This is a genomic window from Enterobacter sp. B79-1, assembly GCF_057444735.1.
Genome location: NZ_JBYAZJ010000001.1, coordinates 262,116 through 275,944 on the forward strand (window position 1 = coordinate 262,116; position 13,829 = coordinate 275,944).

Annotated in this window: 16 protein-coding genes; all 16 read left to right on the forward strand. The window is 53.6% G+C overall.

The annotated features are described in order from the left end of the window. The first annotated feature begins 13 nt into the window (after positions 1-13). The 16 genes from AC2T6E_RS01285 (at position 14) to AC2T6E_RS01360 (ending at position 13,769) form a co-directional block, all read left to right on the forward strand. Positions 14-496, forward strand: a complete 483-nt coding sequence (locus AC2T6E_RS01285) for a DnaT-like ssDNA-binding protein (RefSeq protein ID WP_429165773.1) — start codon at positions 14-16, stop codon at positions 494-496. Between the two features lies 1 nt (position 497). Then, complete coding sequence (locus AC2T6E_RS01290) at positions 498-848, forward strand: hypothetical protein (RefSeq protein ID WP_251884545.1); 351 nt, start codon at positions 498-500, stop codon at positions 846-848. 1 nt (position 849) lies between these two features. Then, positions 850-1,434: a hypothetical protein gene (locus AC2T6E_RS01295; protein ID WP_251884544.1), complete on the forward strand. Its 585-nt coding sequence runs from the start codon at positions 850-852 to the stop codon at positions 1,432-1,434. Beyond that, on the forward strand, positions 1,431-1,841 hold the full coding sequence (locus tag AC2T6E_RS01300) for a DUF4128 domain-containing protein (protein ID WP_251884543.1): 411 nt from the start codon (positions 1,431-1,433) through the stop codon (positions 1,839-1,841). The genes AC2T6E_RS01295 and AC2T6E_RS01300 overlap by 4 nt, the downstream gene beginning before the upstream one ends. Positions 1,842-1,910: 69 nt before the next feature. Then, positions 1,911-2,582 (forward strand): phage tail protein, encoded by a 672-nt coding sequence (locus AC2T6E_RS01305; protein WP_251884542.1) that lies wholly within the window; start codon positions 1,911-1,913, stop codon positions 2,580-2,582. 62 nt (positions 2,583-2,644) lie between these two features. Further along, positions 2,645-2,956, forward strand: coding sequence for a phage tail assembly chaperone (locus tag AC2T6E_RS01310; RefSeq protein ID WP_038419624.1), 312 nt, complete (start codon positions 2,645-2,647; stop codon positions 2,954-2,956). A gap of 47 nt (positions 2,957-3,003) precedes the next feature. Next, positions 3,004-3,267: a DUF1799 domain-containing protein gene (locus AC2T6E_RS01315; RefSeq protein ID WP_316383710.1), complete on the forward strand. Its 264-nt coding sequence runs from the start codon at positions 3,004-3,006 to the stop codon at positions 3,265-3,267. Beyond that, positions 3,264-6,176, forward strand: coding sequence for a phage tail tape measure protein (locus AC2T6E_RS01320; RefSeq protein WP_429165776.1), 2,913 nt, complete (start codon positions 3,264-3,266; stop codon positions 6,174-6,176). The genes AC2T6E_RS01315 and AC2T6E_RS01320 overlap by 4 nt, the downstream gene beginning before the upstream one ends. Before the next feature lie 76 nt (positions 6,177-6,252). Next, positions 6,253-6,606, forward strand: a complete 354-nt coding sequence (locus AC2T6E_RS01325) for a hypothetical protein (protein WP_020690998.1) — start codon at positions 6,253-6,255, stop codon at positions 6,604-6,606. 56 nt (positions 6,607-6,662) lie between these two features. Next, positions 6,663-7,010 (forward strand): phage tail protein, encoded by a 348-nt coding sequence (locus AC2T6E_RS01330; RefSeq protein WP_063137829.1) that lies wholly within the window; start codon positions 6,663-6,665, stop codon positions 7,008-7,010. Continuing rightward, the gene (locus AC2T6E_RS01335; RefSeq protein ID WP_181821490.1) at positions 7,007-7,762 is read left to right on the forward strand and encodes a phage minor tail protein L; all 756 of its coding nucleotides are present in this window, start codon (positions 7,007-7,009) and stop codon (positions 7,760-7,762) included. Before AC2T6E_RS01330 ends, AC2T6E_RS01335 begins: the two co-directional genes overlap by 4 nt. A 1-nt stretch (position 7,763) precedes the next feature. Further along, positions 7,764-8,474, forward strand: a complete 711-nt coding sequence (locus AC2T6E_RS01340; RefSeq protein WP_251884540.1) for a C40 family peptidase — start codon at positions 7,764-7,766, stop codon at positions 8,472-8,474. 32 nt (positions 8,475-8,506) lie between these two features. Further along, positions 8,507-9,136 carry a tail assembly protein gene (locus AC2T6E_RS01345; protein ID WP_063137831.1) on the forward strand — a complete coding sequence of 210 codons (630 nt, stop codon included), beginning with the start codon at positions 8,507-8,509 and terminating at the stop codon, positions 9,134-9,136. Between the two features lie 52 nt (positions 9,137-9,188). Beyond that, entirely contained in the window at positions 9,189-12,740 is a 3,552-nt protein-coding gene (locus AC2T6E_RS01350; protein ID WP_486690277.1) for a TipJ family phage tail tip protein, read from the forward strand. A gap of 42 nt (positions 12,741-12,782) precedes the next feature. Then, positions 12,783-13,097 carry a hypothetical protein gene (locus tag AC2T6E_RS01355; protein ID WP_214597477.1) on the forward strand — a complete coding sequence of 105 codons (315 nt, stop codon included), beginning with the start codon at positions 12,783-12,785 and terminating at the stop codon, positions 13,095-13,097. Beyond that, positions 13,098-13,769 (forward strand): hypothetical protein, encoded by a 672-nt coding sequence (locus AC2T6E_RS01360; protein ID WP_251999088.1) that lies wholly within the window; start codon positions 13,098-13,100, stop codon positions 13,767-13,769. Positions 13,770-13,829: the final 60 nt, after the last annotated feature.

Consider the following 13,829-nt stretch of genomic DNA (forward strand, 5'->3'; position numbering starts at 1 on the left):
ACAGGATGATTCGATGATCAATACCGATATCACCTCTCCTGATGCCAACAGCTACGCCAGTGAAGAGGATCTTGCCTCATTTGCGGAAATACGCGGCATTGAACTGCCTGACAAGCTCTCACCTTTGCTGATTAAGGCAATGGATTACCTGGAGGGGCTCGACTGGGTTGGCTCAAAAGCTGACCCGAGACAGGCTCTGGCATGGCCACGCGTGAATGTCGTTCTGGATGAACATGATTTCCCGTCGGATGAGGTTCCACGGCAGGTTATAACCGCGCAGTGCATGCTGGCGGTAGAGGCAATCGACGGCGATTTACTCTCGAGCGTGCGCGAAGCCGCTGTGAAAACTGAACGTGTGGAAGGTGCTGTAACCATGACCTACGCGGTCGCAGATGGAGAAGTATTCACGCCGTCTTATCCTGCCGTTATGGCGCTGCTGGGCGACCTTGCTGGTGGTCGTGGTTACGCCATTAATGCATTTGCAGAGAGGGCCTGATATGGCGATTGATTACCAACGTATGCAGGCCAGAACGACCCGCATGCTCAGGCAGAACGGCGCGACGTACAACGTCACACGTAAAGGCTCGGTAACGGTTATCGGCGGCGTTGAGCATAAAACTGAAGCGATCCGTTTTACTGCTGTGGGTGTGAAGACCGAATACGCGCCAGGCGAAATAGATGGAACGGTAATCGTTAACGGCGATGTGCAGATCGTTTTTACGGCAGAGCAGGAAATTAAAATCGGTGATGTGGTTGATATTGACGGCACAGCCTACCGTGTTGTCAAACCGAACCCGGTAAAACCTGCCGTGCTGGTGCTCTGCTACAAAGCGCAACTGAGGGCTTAGCATGGGCGAGAACGCGGCTTTCCTGGCTGAAATCACGGCTTTCGTTAACAAGGCGAAAACGAATCAGGAAGCAGTGGTGCGCGCCGTCGGAATCAAAATTCTTAACCAGCTGGTGGTGATGTCTCCAGTGGGCAACCCGGAGCTGTGGGAAGTTAACCAGACAGCTGTTTCCTATAATCGCGCTGTTTATGACCACAACGAGGCGCAGCGCGCCAATCCCGACAACCTGACTAAAACCGGACGACTGAAAAAAAAAGCCCGGGTGGTGGATGGGATGGATATCAAAGCACCGCCGGGGTATACGGGCGGACGCTTTCGCGGTAACTGGCAGGTGTCCTTTGATGCGCCAACGGCTGACGAGACAGGGCGAATAGACAAGACCGGCGACCTGACAAAAGCGGCCGGGAACTACACGCTGTCGCTCTTCAAAGTCGGGATGAAGGCCATTTATTTCTGCAACAACGTGCCCTATGCCTACCCGCTTGAAATTGGGCATTCCACACAGGCTCCGGGCGGCATGGTCCGCATAACTGCAGCTGAGTTTCAACGCTTCTTTGAGGAAGCTGTCAGGGAGGTGACTAAGTGATTCCTGATATTGCATCTGCACTGACCGCCAGACTGGGTGCCTGGGCTGATGCCGAGGGCATTTCGGTTGCATGGGAGAACGTGCCGTTTACACCTCCTGCTAACGAGATGTACCTGGCCGTTCACGATATGCCCGTTACGCCGCGAACAATCGATCTCGGCTTGCGCTGCCGGACTTATTCTGGCGTGTACCAGATTAATGTCGTGGCGCCAGCCGGCTCCGGCCGTACCTCCGTCGTTGCCCTGGCGAGCAGAGTGGCGGAATTGTTCCCCGAGGGGCAGGAAATTGCAGGCAAAGACTTTACCTGCTGGATTAGCAGCGCGCCTGGCATATTCCGCGGCGTCCCTACACCTGTGTCCTACACCGTTCCTGTCAGCCTGAATTATCGGGCAGACATTACCAGCTGATTCCCTCTCTGACATCCCACACCTGACCGGCTTAACGCCGATTATCTTGTTTCTGAAGGAGAAACCATTATGGGCTTTGCATTGCCTAACGGCGCTCATGTTTATCTGGCGTCGGGCTACGGCCCGGCCATTACTTTCACCGGCGCGACGAATGCTGAGCACACGGTGATCACCGTCAGCGCCGCGGACGATATTGCGGTCGGCGATATGGTTCACGTGAACTGCAACTGGTCGGGTATTGATAACGTTATCGCGAAAATCGACGCGATTGCGGAGAATGCTGTCACTCTTCGCAACATCAATACCACCAACAAAAACAAATACGCGGCGGGCGGCGGTTCCGGCTCTATTCGCAAAATTGAAGAATGGACCGAACTGCCACAAATCACAGAGGTGTCGAAATCCGGTGGTGATCAGAACACCACGCAGATTCAGTTCCTCAGCGATGATCGCCAGCGCAACCTGAACACCTATAAATCCGCAGTCTCGCAGACCTACTCGATCGCGCATGACTCCACGCTCCCGGTATATCCATTGCTGCGCCAGCTGGACGAAGACGAAGAGACCGTGGCGGCTTACATGTACGTGCCGAAGGCGAAGGAGAACCGTTACTGGGCGGCCACGGCATCTTTTGACGACACGCCGACCACGGCGGTGAACGAGGTCGAAACGGTAAGCGTCGTGCTGAACCTGCAATCGCCAGCGATGACGTTCTATAAAATCACAGGCTCCGCGGAATAAGCCGGGCATAACGAAAATCTGAGCCTCCTCCATGGAGGCTTTTTTTTTACTAAGAGGTATCAATGGCTACCAAATTCACCCTCCAGCCCAAACCAACCTTCAAGGCCAACGTCTCGATCCCGCGCGCTGGCGATGAAGATGGCGTGCTTACTTTCACGTTTAATCACAAGCCACTTAAAGAGCTGGCTGACCTGGAAAAACTGGAAGGCAAAACCGCCACTGATTTTCTGATGGAAATTATTTCTGGCTGGGCGCTCCCCGATACATTCAACGCGGAAAATCTGTCGGTGCTGCTGGAAAACTATCCGGCGGCAATGAAGGCTATCCCTGAAACCTACTACCGCGAACTGATGGGGCAGCGCGAAAAAAACTGATAGCGGTTGCCTCTGCATTCTATACGCCTGAACCCACAGCGGCAGACCTGGCACCCTATGGGCTTACGCCGGATGACTACGACGATCAATACATCGACGTCTGGCCAGATGTATGGCCTTCATTCCTGGTGTTTCAGTCCGTCAGCACGCAGTGGCGCACGGGCATTGGAGGCGCATCAGGGCTTGATTACAACGTGCTGCCCTGGGTGATGCGCCTGCACCACGTCGAAGACGAGGCAACCGCGCTTTCGGACATCCGAATCATGGAGAGCGCCGCACTAAAAGTTATGCATAAAGAGAGGGCGGAATGAGTAACGACATCGCCACGATTTCCCTGCGTGTAAATACCACTGAGCTGGAGCGTGGTAACCAGGCACTGGATCGCTTTCAGGAGACCGCGACCGCCGCTGCAGGTAAAGCGGATGACCTGAACAGTACGTTCCGCACCGGTGTCGATAACCAGAAGAAAAACAGCGAAAGCCTGAAACAGCAGCGTCAGGAACTGCAGAACCTGCTGAATAAAATCAGCCCGGTAAACAAGGCGCTGGATGAGCTGGACACTATCCAGGAGAGCCTGGCGAAATTTCGCGGTAAAGGGCTGGTGGGAGACGAGGACTTTACTCGTTACAACAGCGTGCTTGAGACGACGCGGGCAAAACTGGCACAGGTAATGGAGTCTGAGACCGCAGAGGGGCGGGCTCGCATTGAACAGGCTCAGGCAGCGCAGCGTGCAGCTGCGGCGGGCAAAACCTTTATCGATTCGCTGGAGGAGCAGGTCACAGCAATCGGAAAAACGCGCGCAGAACTGTTAGAGCTAAAAGCTGCCCAGCTCGGCGTATCCGATCGTGCTTCACCAATGATCGCACAGTTGAAAGAGCAGGAGGAAGCGTGGAAGTTTGGGGCTATCAGCGCGGGGCAATACCGCAATGCTATGCGTTATCTCCCGATGCAAATTACCGACATTGTGACCTCACTGGCTTCCGGTATGCCGGTTTATATGGTTGCTATTCAGCAGGGCGGTCAGCTACGTGACTCGTTTGGCGGTGTAGGCAATGCGCTGAAAGCGATGTTGTCGATGGTGACCCCTGCACGAGTGGCAATTGGCGGCCTGGCCGGTGCTGTACTGATTGCGGCGAAAGCGGGGTCGGACTACTTCACCGCCTACGACGAAATCAACAAGGCCATTATCAGGACGGGCAACATTGCCGGCACGTCAGCGCTTCAGGTTATGGCTTCCTCTCAGTCTATTGCTGCCTCTACTGGCGCGACTGTAGGAACCGTTCAAAGTTTGATGACTGAGCTGGTTGGCATGGGATCGCTGACACAGAAGCAACTTGAAAAAGCAGCGGGCTCCACGGCGCTGGCGGTTCAGACCGGTATAGTCTCGGCGCAGGACATCACCAAAGCCTATAAGGACATCGAAAAAGACCCTATTAAAGCGCTGCAAAGTCTCAACGAACAATATAATTTCCTGACAGTTTCACAACTTAAGCATGTTGACGATCTGATCAAGCAAAAGGACCAGACCGCGGCCGTTACGCACGCTATGGACCTGTTTGGCGATACGATGGCAAAACGCGGAGAGCAGGCTTACGACTCGCTGACGCCGTTTGGCCGCCTGTGGCTGGATATCAAGGGCTGGGCGTCTGACGCCATGCAGAGTATCGGTCAGTGGGTAGCTGAGCTGGCATCAACCACACTGAAGGAATTCAACGCAATTTATTACAGCGTTGCGATCGTTTTCCAGAAGCTGAACCAGATCATTTCTTCCTCTATCGCTGCCGCGATTAACCTCGTTCCCGACTGGGCGAAAACAGATACTTTGCAGGGATGGCAGGACTACAACGAACAAATGGCCGTCGCTTATGGCGACAGTGTTTCTCAGCTGAAAAAAGACTGGGATGCGGCTGATATCAGTGCAGGTAAATACCTCGATACGACCAGAAAGATAAGTACCGCAACCACCCAGAAGGATCGGGAAGGAGTCGCTTCTTTTGGTAAAAAGACCAAAACCGGAAAGCAGGGCACTTTATCGGCTGGTGATCGCAGCACGGATGCTGCCCAGTCCGAGCTACTGGCACTGCAGGCACAGTTACGCGCGCTGCAGCAGCATAAAGGGCTGAACGACGCTATCAGCCAGCAGCGCAAAGATCTGTGGACTACTGAAGCGAAATTTCAGGTGCTGGAGGAGGCTTCGCGTTCACGTTCACTGACAAAGCAGGAACAATCCCTGCTGGCGAGTAAAGACCAGGTGCTTCTGTTGGCACGGCAGAAAGCCCTGTTAGGTGATCAGATTACCGCACAGGAACAGCTAAACAAGCGAATGGATACCTCGCAGAAATACGTCACGCAGATGGCAGAGAAGCAGGCTGCATTAGTGAACGGTGCCGGGATGAGTGACCGTCAGGCACAACGTGAACTCGCGAAAAGTCAGCTTGCCGCTGGCTGGAAGAATGCTGGAGGTTCACTTGACGACGAGGGCTATCAGAAGCAGCTTAAAGCGGCGAATGATTACTATGATGCAGAGGACAGGTTACGTGGCGACTGGCTGACCGGTGCGAAAAAGGGTTGGGCTGAATTTGAGGACAGCGCGACCAATGTTTACTCACAGGTGCAGACGATTACCAGCAATGCGTTCACCGGGATGGCCAGCACGCTCACCGACTTTTTTACTACTGGTAAATCCAACTTCTCAGACTTTCTGACTACCTTCCTGAAGGGCATCGCCCAGATGCTGACTCAACTGGCTCTGGTTAATGGAATGAAGTCAGCCTTTGGTGGAACGGGTATCGGTGCCTTCTTTGGTTTCTCTGGTGGCGGTCTGGTGCCGGGATTCGATAGCGGTGGCTACACCGGTGATGGTGGTAAGTACCAACCGAAAGGCGTAGTTCACGGTGGTGAGTTTGTGTTTACGAAGGAAGCTACCAGTGCGCTGGGTGTCGGCAATCTCTATGCGCTTATGCGTGGAGCTCAGGGGTATGCAAACGGCGGCTATGTCGGAAACGCACCGATGTACGGGCTGCAATCATCGGCAACTGGCGGCGTAACCGTTCAAACGTCCGTGGTCGTTCATAACCAGAACACTCAGCAGCAGGCATCAGGTAGCAACGACGCTATTTCTCGGGCTTACAAACAGACTATCGATCAATCTGTTCGGGCAGGTATCGCGAAACAACTCCAGCCTGGCGGCCTCATCTGGAATGCAACAAAATCAAGATAAGACGCTTCGGTGTTTTTTTTGATCATGTTATTCACCGTGTTAAGATGTTTCCGATTGCAATTAAAGGAAACATAAAATGAAGAAGGTAGTGGCTTTAGCTCTTGGGGCTTTAATGTTGTCTGGCTGTACTGTTCGTGTAGCTGATATGACCGTGGGTAGTACCAAAAATTACAACCTGAACGCAGCTAAGTTTGAAAAAGGTCAACGTGTGACTGGTGAAGACAAAGCCCCAATTGTTATTTTCCCGCTGGGGATTCCAAGCGTTAAAACTGCAATGGATCGGGCTATTGAAAAAGATAAGTGTTCCGTAGGCCTAAGCGATGTTGTTATTTATCAATTAAACCACGCATTTCTGTTCGGCACATATGGTTATCGTGTTGAAGGCACGCAGATTATCGACAAGTCTCAGCTTGGTTGTGAAACCCGCTAATCTCCTTCTCATTCTGTCACAAGCCACCTTCGGGTGGCTTTTTTTATGGAGCAAACATGGCCCTGGAAACGTTCACCTGGCGAACACAGATACAGGCGGGAATGGAGGGATCGTTCAGCCTTAAAACGCGCTCTGCAACCTTTGGCGACGGCTATGAGCAGATCGCCGGGGAAGGCATTAACCCTGAAAAACAGTCATGGCCTGTCACACTCACGGGGAAAAAGGCGGACATGCTTCAGGCCCTGAAGTTCTTTCGTTCTCACGTCACCAAATCATTCATCTGGACATCGCCAGTTGGCGAAACTGGGCTCTACCGGATTGAGGCCGAATCAATCAAGTCACAGCCCTTATCCAGCAACGTTCTGACCATTTCCGCAACATTCAAACAGGCGTACGCACCATGATCACAGCAGACTATCAAAGCCTTGAGCCCGGCAATAAAGTCCGGCTTATCGAAGTTGATGGCTCTACGTTCGGCGTGGATGATGTACTGCGATTTCACGCGTATAACCTCCCGCACACGGAAGAAGAAATCGCCGCCGCTGGTGGGGATGAATCAAAGCTGAAGGCGAAAAGCATCTGGTGGCAGGGGGAAGAATATGCCGCCTGGCCGTATCAAATTGAAGGGCTAGAAGCCTCCACAGACGGCAACAGTGCCCAGCCAACGCTCACGGTTGCAGATATCGATAGCAAGATTACAGCGCTGTGCCTTGCCTATGACGATATGCTACAGGCGAAAGTCACTATCCATGACACCTATTCGCATTATCTCGATGCGAAGAACTTCCCAGCAGGTAATGCAACAGCTGATCCGCAACAGGTCCGAAAACGAGTTTTTTACCTTGATAGCAAAAGCAGCGAAATTCCGGGCGAAAGTATCGAATTCGTGCTCGATAGCCCGATGTCGTTACAGGGAAAGATGATCCCTACACGTCAACTTCATTCTCTGTGTACCTGGTGTATCCGGAATAAATATCGCACCGGCGATGGCTGCGACTATGCCGGAACCCGCTATTTCGATAAAAACAACAACTCGGTGAGCGACCCCTCTCTGGACGAATGCAACGGCACGCTTACGGCCTGTAAGCTCCGGCATGGAGACGGCAACGAACTGCCGTTCGGTGGGTTCCCTGGCACGTCTTTGATCAGGAGCTGATATGCGTCAGAAAACCATCGATGCGATTATGGCTCATGCTGCAGTTGAGTATCCTCGCGAGTGTTGCGGCGTGGTGGCGCAGAAAAGCCGTGTTGAACGTTATTTCCCGTGCCGGAATCTTGCCGCAGCGCCGGAGGACAATTTTGTACTTTGCCCCGAAGACTATGCAGCTGCAGAAGACTGGGGGAAGGTGATCGCCATCGCTCACAGTCACCCGAATGCCACGACGCAACCGAGCGAGCTGGATAAAGCGCAATGCGATGCAACCCTTTTACCCTGGCATATCGTGAGCTGGCCGGAGGGGGATTTACGGACCATCCAGCCGCGTGGTGAACTGCCGCTGTTGGAGCGCCCGTTTGTGCTTGGTCACTTCGACTGCTGGGGTCTGGTGATGAGCTATTACCGGCAAACGCACGGGATAGAGCTTCACGATTACCGGGTCGATTACCCCTGGTGGGAAAACGACTACCCGGACAACTTCTATCAGGATTGCTGGTATGAGTGCGGATTCCGTGAATTCGACGGGCCGCCAAAACCTGGCGATATGGTGATCATGCAGGTTCAGGCTGATAAGTGGAATCATGCGGGGATTCTGCTGGAAGGCAACATGCTACTGCATCACCTTTATGGGCATCTGAGCCAGCGCGTACCTTATGGCGGTTACTGGCGTGAGCGCACAATGAAAATACTGCGCTTTAAAGACTGTTTCTGATAACCGCCTGTGGCAGTTTTTATGGGGGAAAAATGGCTGCATTACTCAATGTTGAGTCGGTCCGCACAATTCGATTGTACGGCGTGCTAGGCGCCACCTTCGGGCGTGAATATCGTTTATCAGTAGCTTCACCTAAAGAGGCCATCCGCGCCCTGAGCGTTATCGTGCCGGGTTTTGAGCGTTTCCTGAATACCAGTAAGCAACGAGGTTTAACTTATGCGGTATTCAGCGGGAAACGAAACCTCTTAAACGATGAGCTCAGTATGGACAGGAGCACAGAGGAAATCCGCATCGCGCCGGTGATCATCGGCAGTAAGCGAGCCGGGGTGTTTCAGACAATCCTCGGGGTTGCCCTTGTCGCTGTTGCTGCGTTCGTCACGGGAGGGGCCGCGATTGGGATTGGTGGTACCGCTTTCGCTGGTGGATGGGGCGCTGTGGCGGGGATTGGGGCATCAATGGCGATCGGCGGCGTAGTCCAGATGCTTTCTCCACAGACAACCGGGCTCGCCAGTAAGCAATCTGCGGATAACCAAGCCAGCTACGCCTTTGGTGGAGTAACAAACACGACAGCCCAGGGGAATCCGGTACCACTTCTTTATGGCCGCCGGCGAATCGGCGGCGCGATTATTTCTGCCGGGATTTATGTCGAAGATCAGCAATAAATAAATACCTTCTTTCAGGCCACCTTCGGGTGGCTTTTTTTATGGGCGCAATATGGCAACTGCAATCGCTATAAAAGGCCGCAAGGGCGGCAGCTCAAGTTCCCGAACCCCTACCGAACAGCCTGATGATCTGCAATCTGTTGCAAAGGCAAAAATCCTCGTTGCACTGGGGGAGGGTGAATTTGCAGGGCAGCTGACGGCGAAAGATATCTACCTGGACGGAACGGCTCTGGAGAATGCTGACGGCTCTCAAAACTTCAGCGGCGTTACGTGGGAATTTCGCGCGGGAACTCAGGCGCAAAAATATATTCAGGGCATACCCGGTACCGAAAACGAAATCAACGTGGGAACTGAGGTATCGAGCGCTACAGCGTGGACGCGCACGTTTACCAATACGCAGCTTTCAGCGGTTCGCCTGCGTCTGAAATGGCCTTCGCTTTTCAAGCAGGAGGACGACGGCGATCTGGTCGGTTACTCGGTTAATTATGCGATTGACCTGCAGACGGACGGCGGCACATGGCATACGGTACTCAATACCAGCGTGACCGGCAAAACGACGTCAGGTTACGAGCGCAGCCACCGTATTGATTTACCTCAGGCTGGCAGTACCTGGACCATCAGGCTGCGCAAGATTACAGCTGACGCAAATAGCGCGAAGATTGGCGACACGATGATGCTGCAGAGCTTCACTGAGGTGATTGACGCCAAGTTACGCTATCCCAACACAGCGCTACTCTACATCGAATTCGATTCCAGCCAGTTTAACGGCTCTATCCCGCAGATCTCTTGCGAGCCTCGCGGCCGCGTTATCCGCGTACCGGATACTTACGACCCCGAAACCCGCACTTATAGCGGTACGTGGACTGGGACATTTAAATGGGCCTGGACCGATAACCCTGCATGGATTTTCTACGACCTCGTGGTTAGCGACCGTTTCGGACTTGGGGATCGTCTTACAACGGCCAACATAGATAAATGGACGCTCTACCAGGTTGCACAGTATTGCGATCAAATGGTACCGGACGGCAAAGGCGGAAGTGGTACCGAACCACGCTATACCTGCAACGTGTACATACAGGAACGCAACGACGCTTATACGGTCCTGCGTGATTTTGCTGCCATCTTCCGTGGGATGACCTACTGGGGCGACGACCAGATTGTGGCGCTGGCGGACATGCCGAGAGATGTAGATTTTACATACACGCATGCGAACGTTATTGATGGGCGCTTTACCTATTCCAGCAGCACCACAAAGAACCGTTACACCAATGCGCTGGTGTCCTGGTCTGATCCTGATAACGCTTATTCTGATGCGATGGAGCCTGTTTTTGAGCAGGCGCTGGTTGCGCGTTATGGGTTTAATCAACTTGAGATAACGGCTATCGGTTGTACCCGTCAGTCGGAAGCGAATCGGAAAGGGCGATGGGGGATCCTCACCAACAACAAAGATCGCGTTGTTACTTTCAATGTAGGGGAAGATGGCAACATTCCGCAGCCTGGCTATGTAATCGCTGTAGCGGACCGAAATCTCTCCGGGCGCGACCTGGGCGGCCGTATCTCTGCGGTGAATGGTCGCGTGCTGACGCTGGACAGGGCGCCGGATGCTTCAGCAGCCGACAGGATGATTGTCAATCTTCCATCGGGTGTTTCACAGTCACGCACCATTCAGTCGATAACGGGCAATAAAGTGACTGTTACGACCGCTTACAGTGAAACGCCTGTGGCTGAGGCTGTATGGGTCATTGAGTCTGATGAGCTCTACGCGCAGCAGTATCGCGTTATTACGGTAACTGATAATAATGACGGCACGTTCACAATCGTCGGTGCAAATCACGATCCGGATAAATTCGATCGCATTGATACCGGAGCCATCATTGACCAGCGGCCGGTGAGCGTGATCCCGCCGGGCAACCAGTCGCCGCCTGCGAACATCGTCATCAGCTCGTTTTCTGTGGTGCAGCAAAATATCAGCGTCGAAACGATGCGCGTGAGCTGGGACCAGGCGCAGAACGCTATCGCCTATGAAGCGCAATGGCGCCGCAACGACGGGAACTGGGTTAACGTGCCGCGCAGCTCCACCACATCATTCGACGTCCCGGGGATTTATGCCGGGCGCTACCTGGTGCGCGTGCGCGCAATCAATGCCGCAGAAATCTCGTCCGGATGGGGCTATTCAGAAGAGAAAACGCTGACGGGTAAAGTGGGCAACCCACCGAAGCCGGTTGGCTTCATCGCTTCTGAAAATGTGGTTTTCGGTATCGAGCTGAACTGGGGATTCCCGGCGAATACCGACGACACGCTGAAGACGGAAATTCAGTATAGCCTGACCGGTACCGAGGACGATGCGATGCTGCTGGCCGATGTGCCTTATCCGCAACGCAAATATCAGCAGATGGGCCTTAAGGCTGGGCAGATTTTCTGGTACCGCGCGCAGCTGGTGGACCGCAGCGGCAACGAATCAGGGTACACAGGATGGGTGCGCGGTCAGGCCAGTATCGATGTGTCCGACATCACCGATGTGATCCTGGAGGAGATTAAAGACTCGGATACCTTCAAAGACCTGATCGAGAACGCGGTGGACAGCAACGAAAAAATTGCTGGCATGGCTAACGATATCAAACAGGCCAACGACGAACTGGAGCAGCAGGCGAAGGATATCGCCAAAAATGCCCAGGACGTCGGGAAGGTTCAGACCAGCGTTAATGAGCTTTCCAGCACGGTCGGGAATGTTTCGTCTTCACTCAGTCAGCTTGAGCAGACCGTTGCGACGGCTGATACCGCCCTGGGCCAGCGAATCGACAACATCAGCGTTTCTATGGACGGCATGACGGGCGGGGTGAAGAACTCAGCAATTGCGATAATCCAGGCCAACCTCGCTCAGGTGGCCACGCGTAAAACCCTTTCTGCATCGGTCGCCGGCAATAGCGCGAATCTGGACCGCATTGATGAAGTGATTGTCAGCGACAGGGAGGCAACGGCGCGCTCGCTGCTGAGCCTGCAGACGGACGTTAACGGCAACAAGGCATCCATCAACAGCCTGAACCAGACGTTCTCCGATTACCAGCAGGCTATGGCCACGCAGGTAAACAGCATCACGGCGACGGTGAACGGGCATACCTCAGCCATCACCACCAACGCTCAGGCCATAGCGAACGTAAACGGCTACCTCAGCGCGATGTACAACATCAAGGTTGGTGTCTCCAGCAACGGGCAGTATTACGCCGCGGGGATGGGGATCGGCGTTGAGAATACGCCATCCGGCATGCAGTCGCAGGTTATCTTCCTGGCAGATCGCTTCGCAGTCACCACGGCGGCCGGTAACAGCGTGGCCTTGCCGTTCGTGATCCAGAACGGGCAGACATTCATCCGGGCCAGCTTCATCCAAGACGGCACCATTGAGAACGCCAAAATCGGCAACTATATCCAGTCGAATAACTATGTGGCTGGCTCAGTCGGGTGGAGGCTGGATAAGGCCGGTACGTTTGAGAACTACGGTTCGACAGCTGGCGAGGGGGCCATGAAACAGACCAATCAGACGATCAGTGTACGGGACTCCAACAATGTATTGAGGGTGCAGATCGGGAGAATCACTGGTACATGGTGACGGGAGGCCTCTTGCGGGGCCTCTATTTTTTCAGGAGATACGATGGCGGAATACGGTGTTCAAACATGGAATGCATCAGGCAAGGTTAACAACTATGGAATTAAGCCAGTCAGCGTTTGTGGCTATCTGCAACTGGCCGTTAACCAGAAAACAGGCTCTTATTCCGTTGCCCTGCCACCGGGTTGCAAACTGACCTACTTTCAGGCCATGAACGATGATAAGTGGGGAACTGGAAGAAGGAAGATAACCATCTCCGGCGGTACTGCAACGGTTTCCTCTGTGGGGGATACCGACTACTCAGCAGGGACTGAACCCGCTGTTGCAGCTTTTCTCATTTTCCAGATTGAGAGGGCATAAATGGCGCAGTACGGCGGTTTACTGACGACGACGAGCGGTGAGGTGTGGGTTACCGCCAACAGCTCGCCAATTGCATTACAGGCGCGAAAGACAGCGGCACTGCAGGGGACATCGGGTTTCAATACCAAGGTGACGCACACCTTTCCCTCAGGTCAGCCCGTTGTGGCTTTCGTTCATTGCACGGTTGAGGTGGAAATCACTCAGACGGTAAGTGGAAACACCATCACGATTGATTTTCTCAGACCTAATGCAACCGGCACAGCGTACGTTTATTTTTTCTCAATTTTCCCCCAGACAAAGCCAGATTACGGGATGGCCGTGTGGGATGCATCAGGGACCCTGATTTTAACCCACGAGACGCGCACGCTCGGCGATGTCGTTACCATAGGCACTGCCGGAGTGGATGCCAGCTCAGGCTACAACATCAACACAACCCGGGCGGGGAAGTGGGCCTGCATGCCTGTTATGCTCGGTCTAATCACAGGGGTTATTTCAGCGGGCGGTCAGCCGCAGCCTTACTCGGCAATATACAAGAGCATGGCGAAACTTGAGGGGAGCAATACGCGGATATTTGCCAGACCTCAGACAACCCCCACCGGGAGCCTGCAAAACGTCGCGTACTCAAACATGAGAAACGTTATCATGGCCATTAACTGCGCCAACTATGATTGATCGTTTTCAACGATCAATTTTGGATAATTGATCTACCAAATCAATTATATCCCATTGATT

Excerpts from the sequence above, each read along its gene's own strand:
- AC2T6E_RS01285 (WP_429165773.1), top strand. The coding sequence starts at position 14 with ATGATCAATACCGATATCACCTCTCCTGATGCCAACAGCTACGCCAGT.
- AC2T6E_RS01290 (WP_251884545.1), top strand. The coding sequence starts at position 498 with ATGGCGATTGATTACCAACGTATGCAGGCCAGAACGACCCGCATGCTC.
- AC2T6E_RS01295 (WP_251884544.1), top strand. The coding sequence starts at position 850 with ATGGGCGAGAACGCGGCTTTCCTGGCTGAAATCACGGCTTTCGTTAAC.
- AC2T6E_RS01305 (WP_251884542.1), top strand. The coding sequence starts at position 1,911 with ATGGGCTTTGCATTGCCTAACGGCGCTCATGTTTATCTGGCGTCGGGC.
- AC2T6E_RS01310 (WP_038419624.1), top strand. The coding sequence starts at position 2,645 with ATGGCTACCAAATTCACCCTCCAGCCCAAACCAACCTTCAAGGCCAAC.
- AC2T6E_RS01320 (WP_429165776.1), top strand. The coding sequence starts at position 3,264 with ATGAGTAACGACATCGCCACGATTTCCCTGCGTGTAAATACCACTGAG.
- AC2T6E_RS01325 (WP_020690998.1), top strand. The coding sequence starts at position 6,253 with ATGAAGAAGGTAGTGGCTTTAGCTCTTGGGGCTTTAATGTTGTCTGGC.
- AC2T6E_RS01330 (WP_063137829.1), top strand. The coding sequence starts at position 6,663 with ATGGCCCTGGAAACGTTCACCTGGCGAACACAGATACAGGCGGGAATG.
- AC2T6E_RS01335 (WP_181821490.1), top strand. The coding sequence starts at position 7,007 with ATGATCACAGCAGACTATCAAAGCCTTGAGCCCGGCAATAAAGTCCGG.
- AC2T6E_RS01340 (WP_251884540.1), top strand. The coding sequence starts at position 7,764 with ATGCGTCAGAAAACCATCGATGCGATTATGGCTCATGCTGCAGTTGAG.
- AC2T6E_RS01345 (WP_063137831.1), top strand. The coding sequence starts at position 8,507 with ATGGCTGCATTACTCAATGTTGAGTCGGTCCGCACAATTCGATTGTAC.
- AC2T6E_RS01350 (WP_486690277.1), top strand. The coding sequence starts at position 9,189 with ATGGCAACTGCAATCGCTATAAAAGGCCGCAAGGGCGGCAGCTCAAGT.
- AC2T6E_RS01355 (WP_214597477.1), top strand. The coding sequence starts at position 12,783 with ATGGCGGAATACGGTGTTCAAACATGGAATGCATCAGGCAAGGTTAAC.
- AC2T6E_RS01360 (WP_251999088.1), top strand. The coding sequence starts at position 13,098 with ATGGCGCAGTACGGCGGTTTACTGACGACGACGAGCGGTGAGGTGTGG.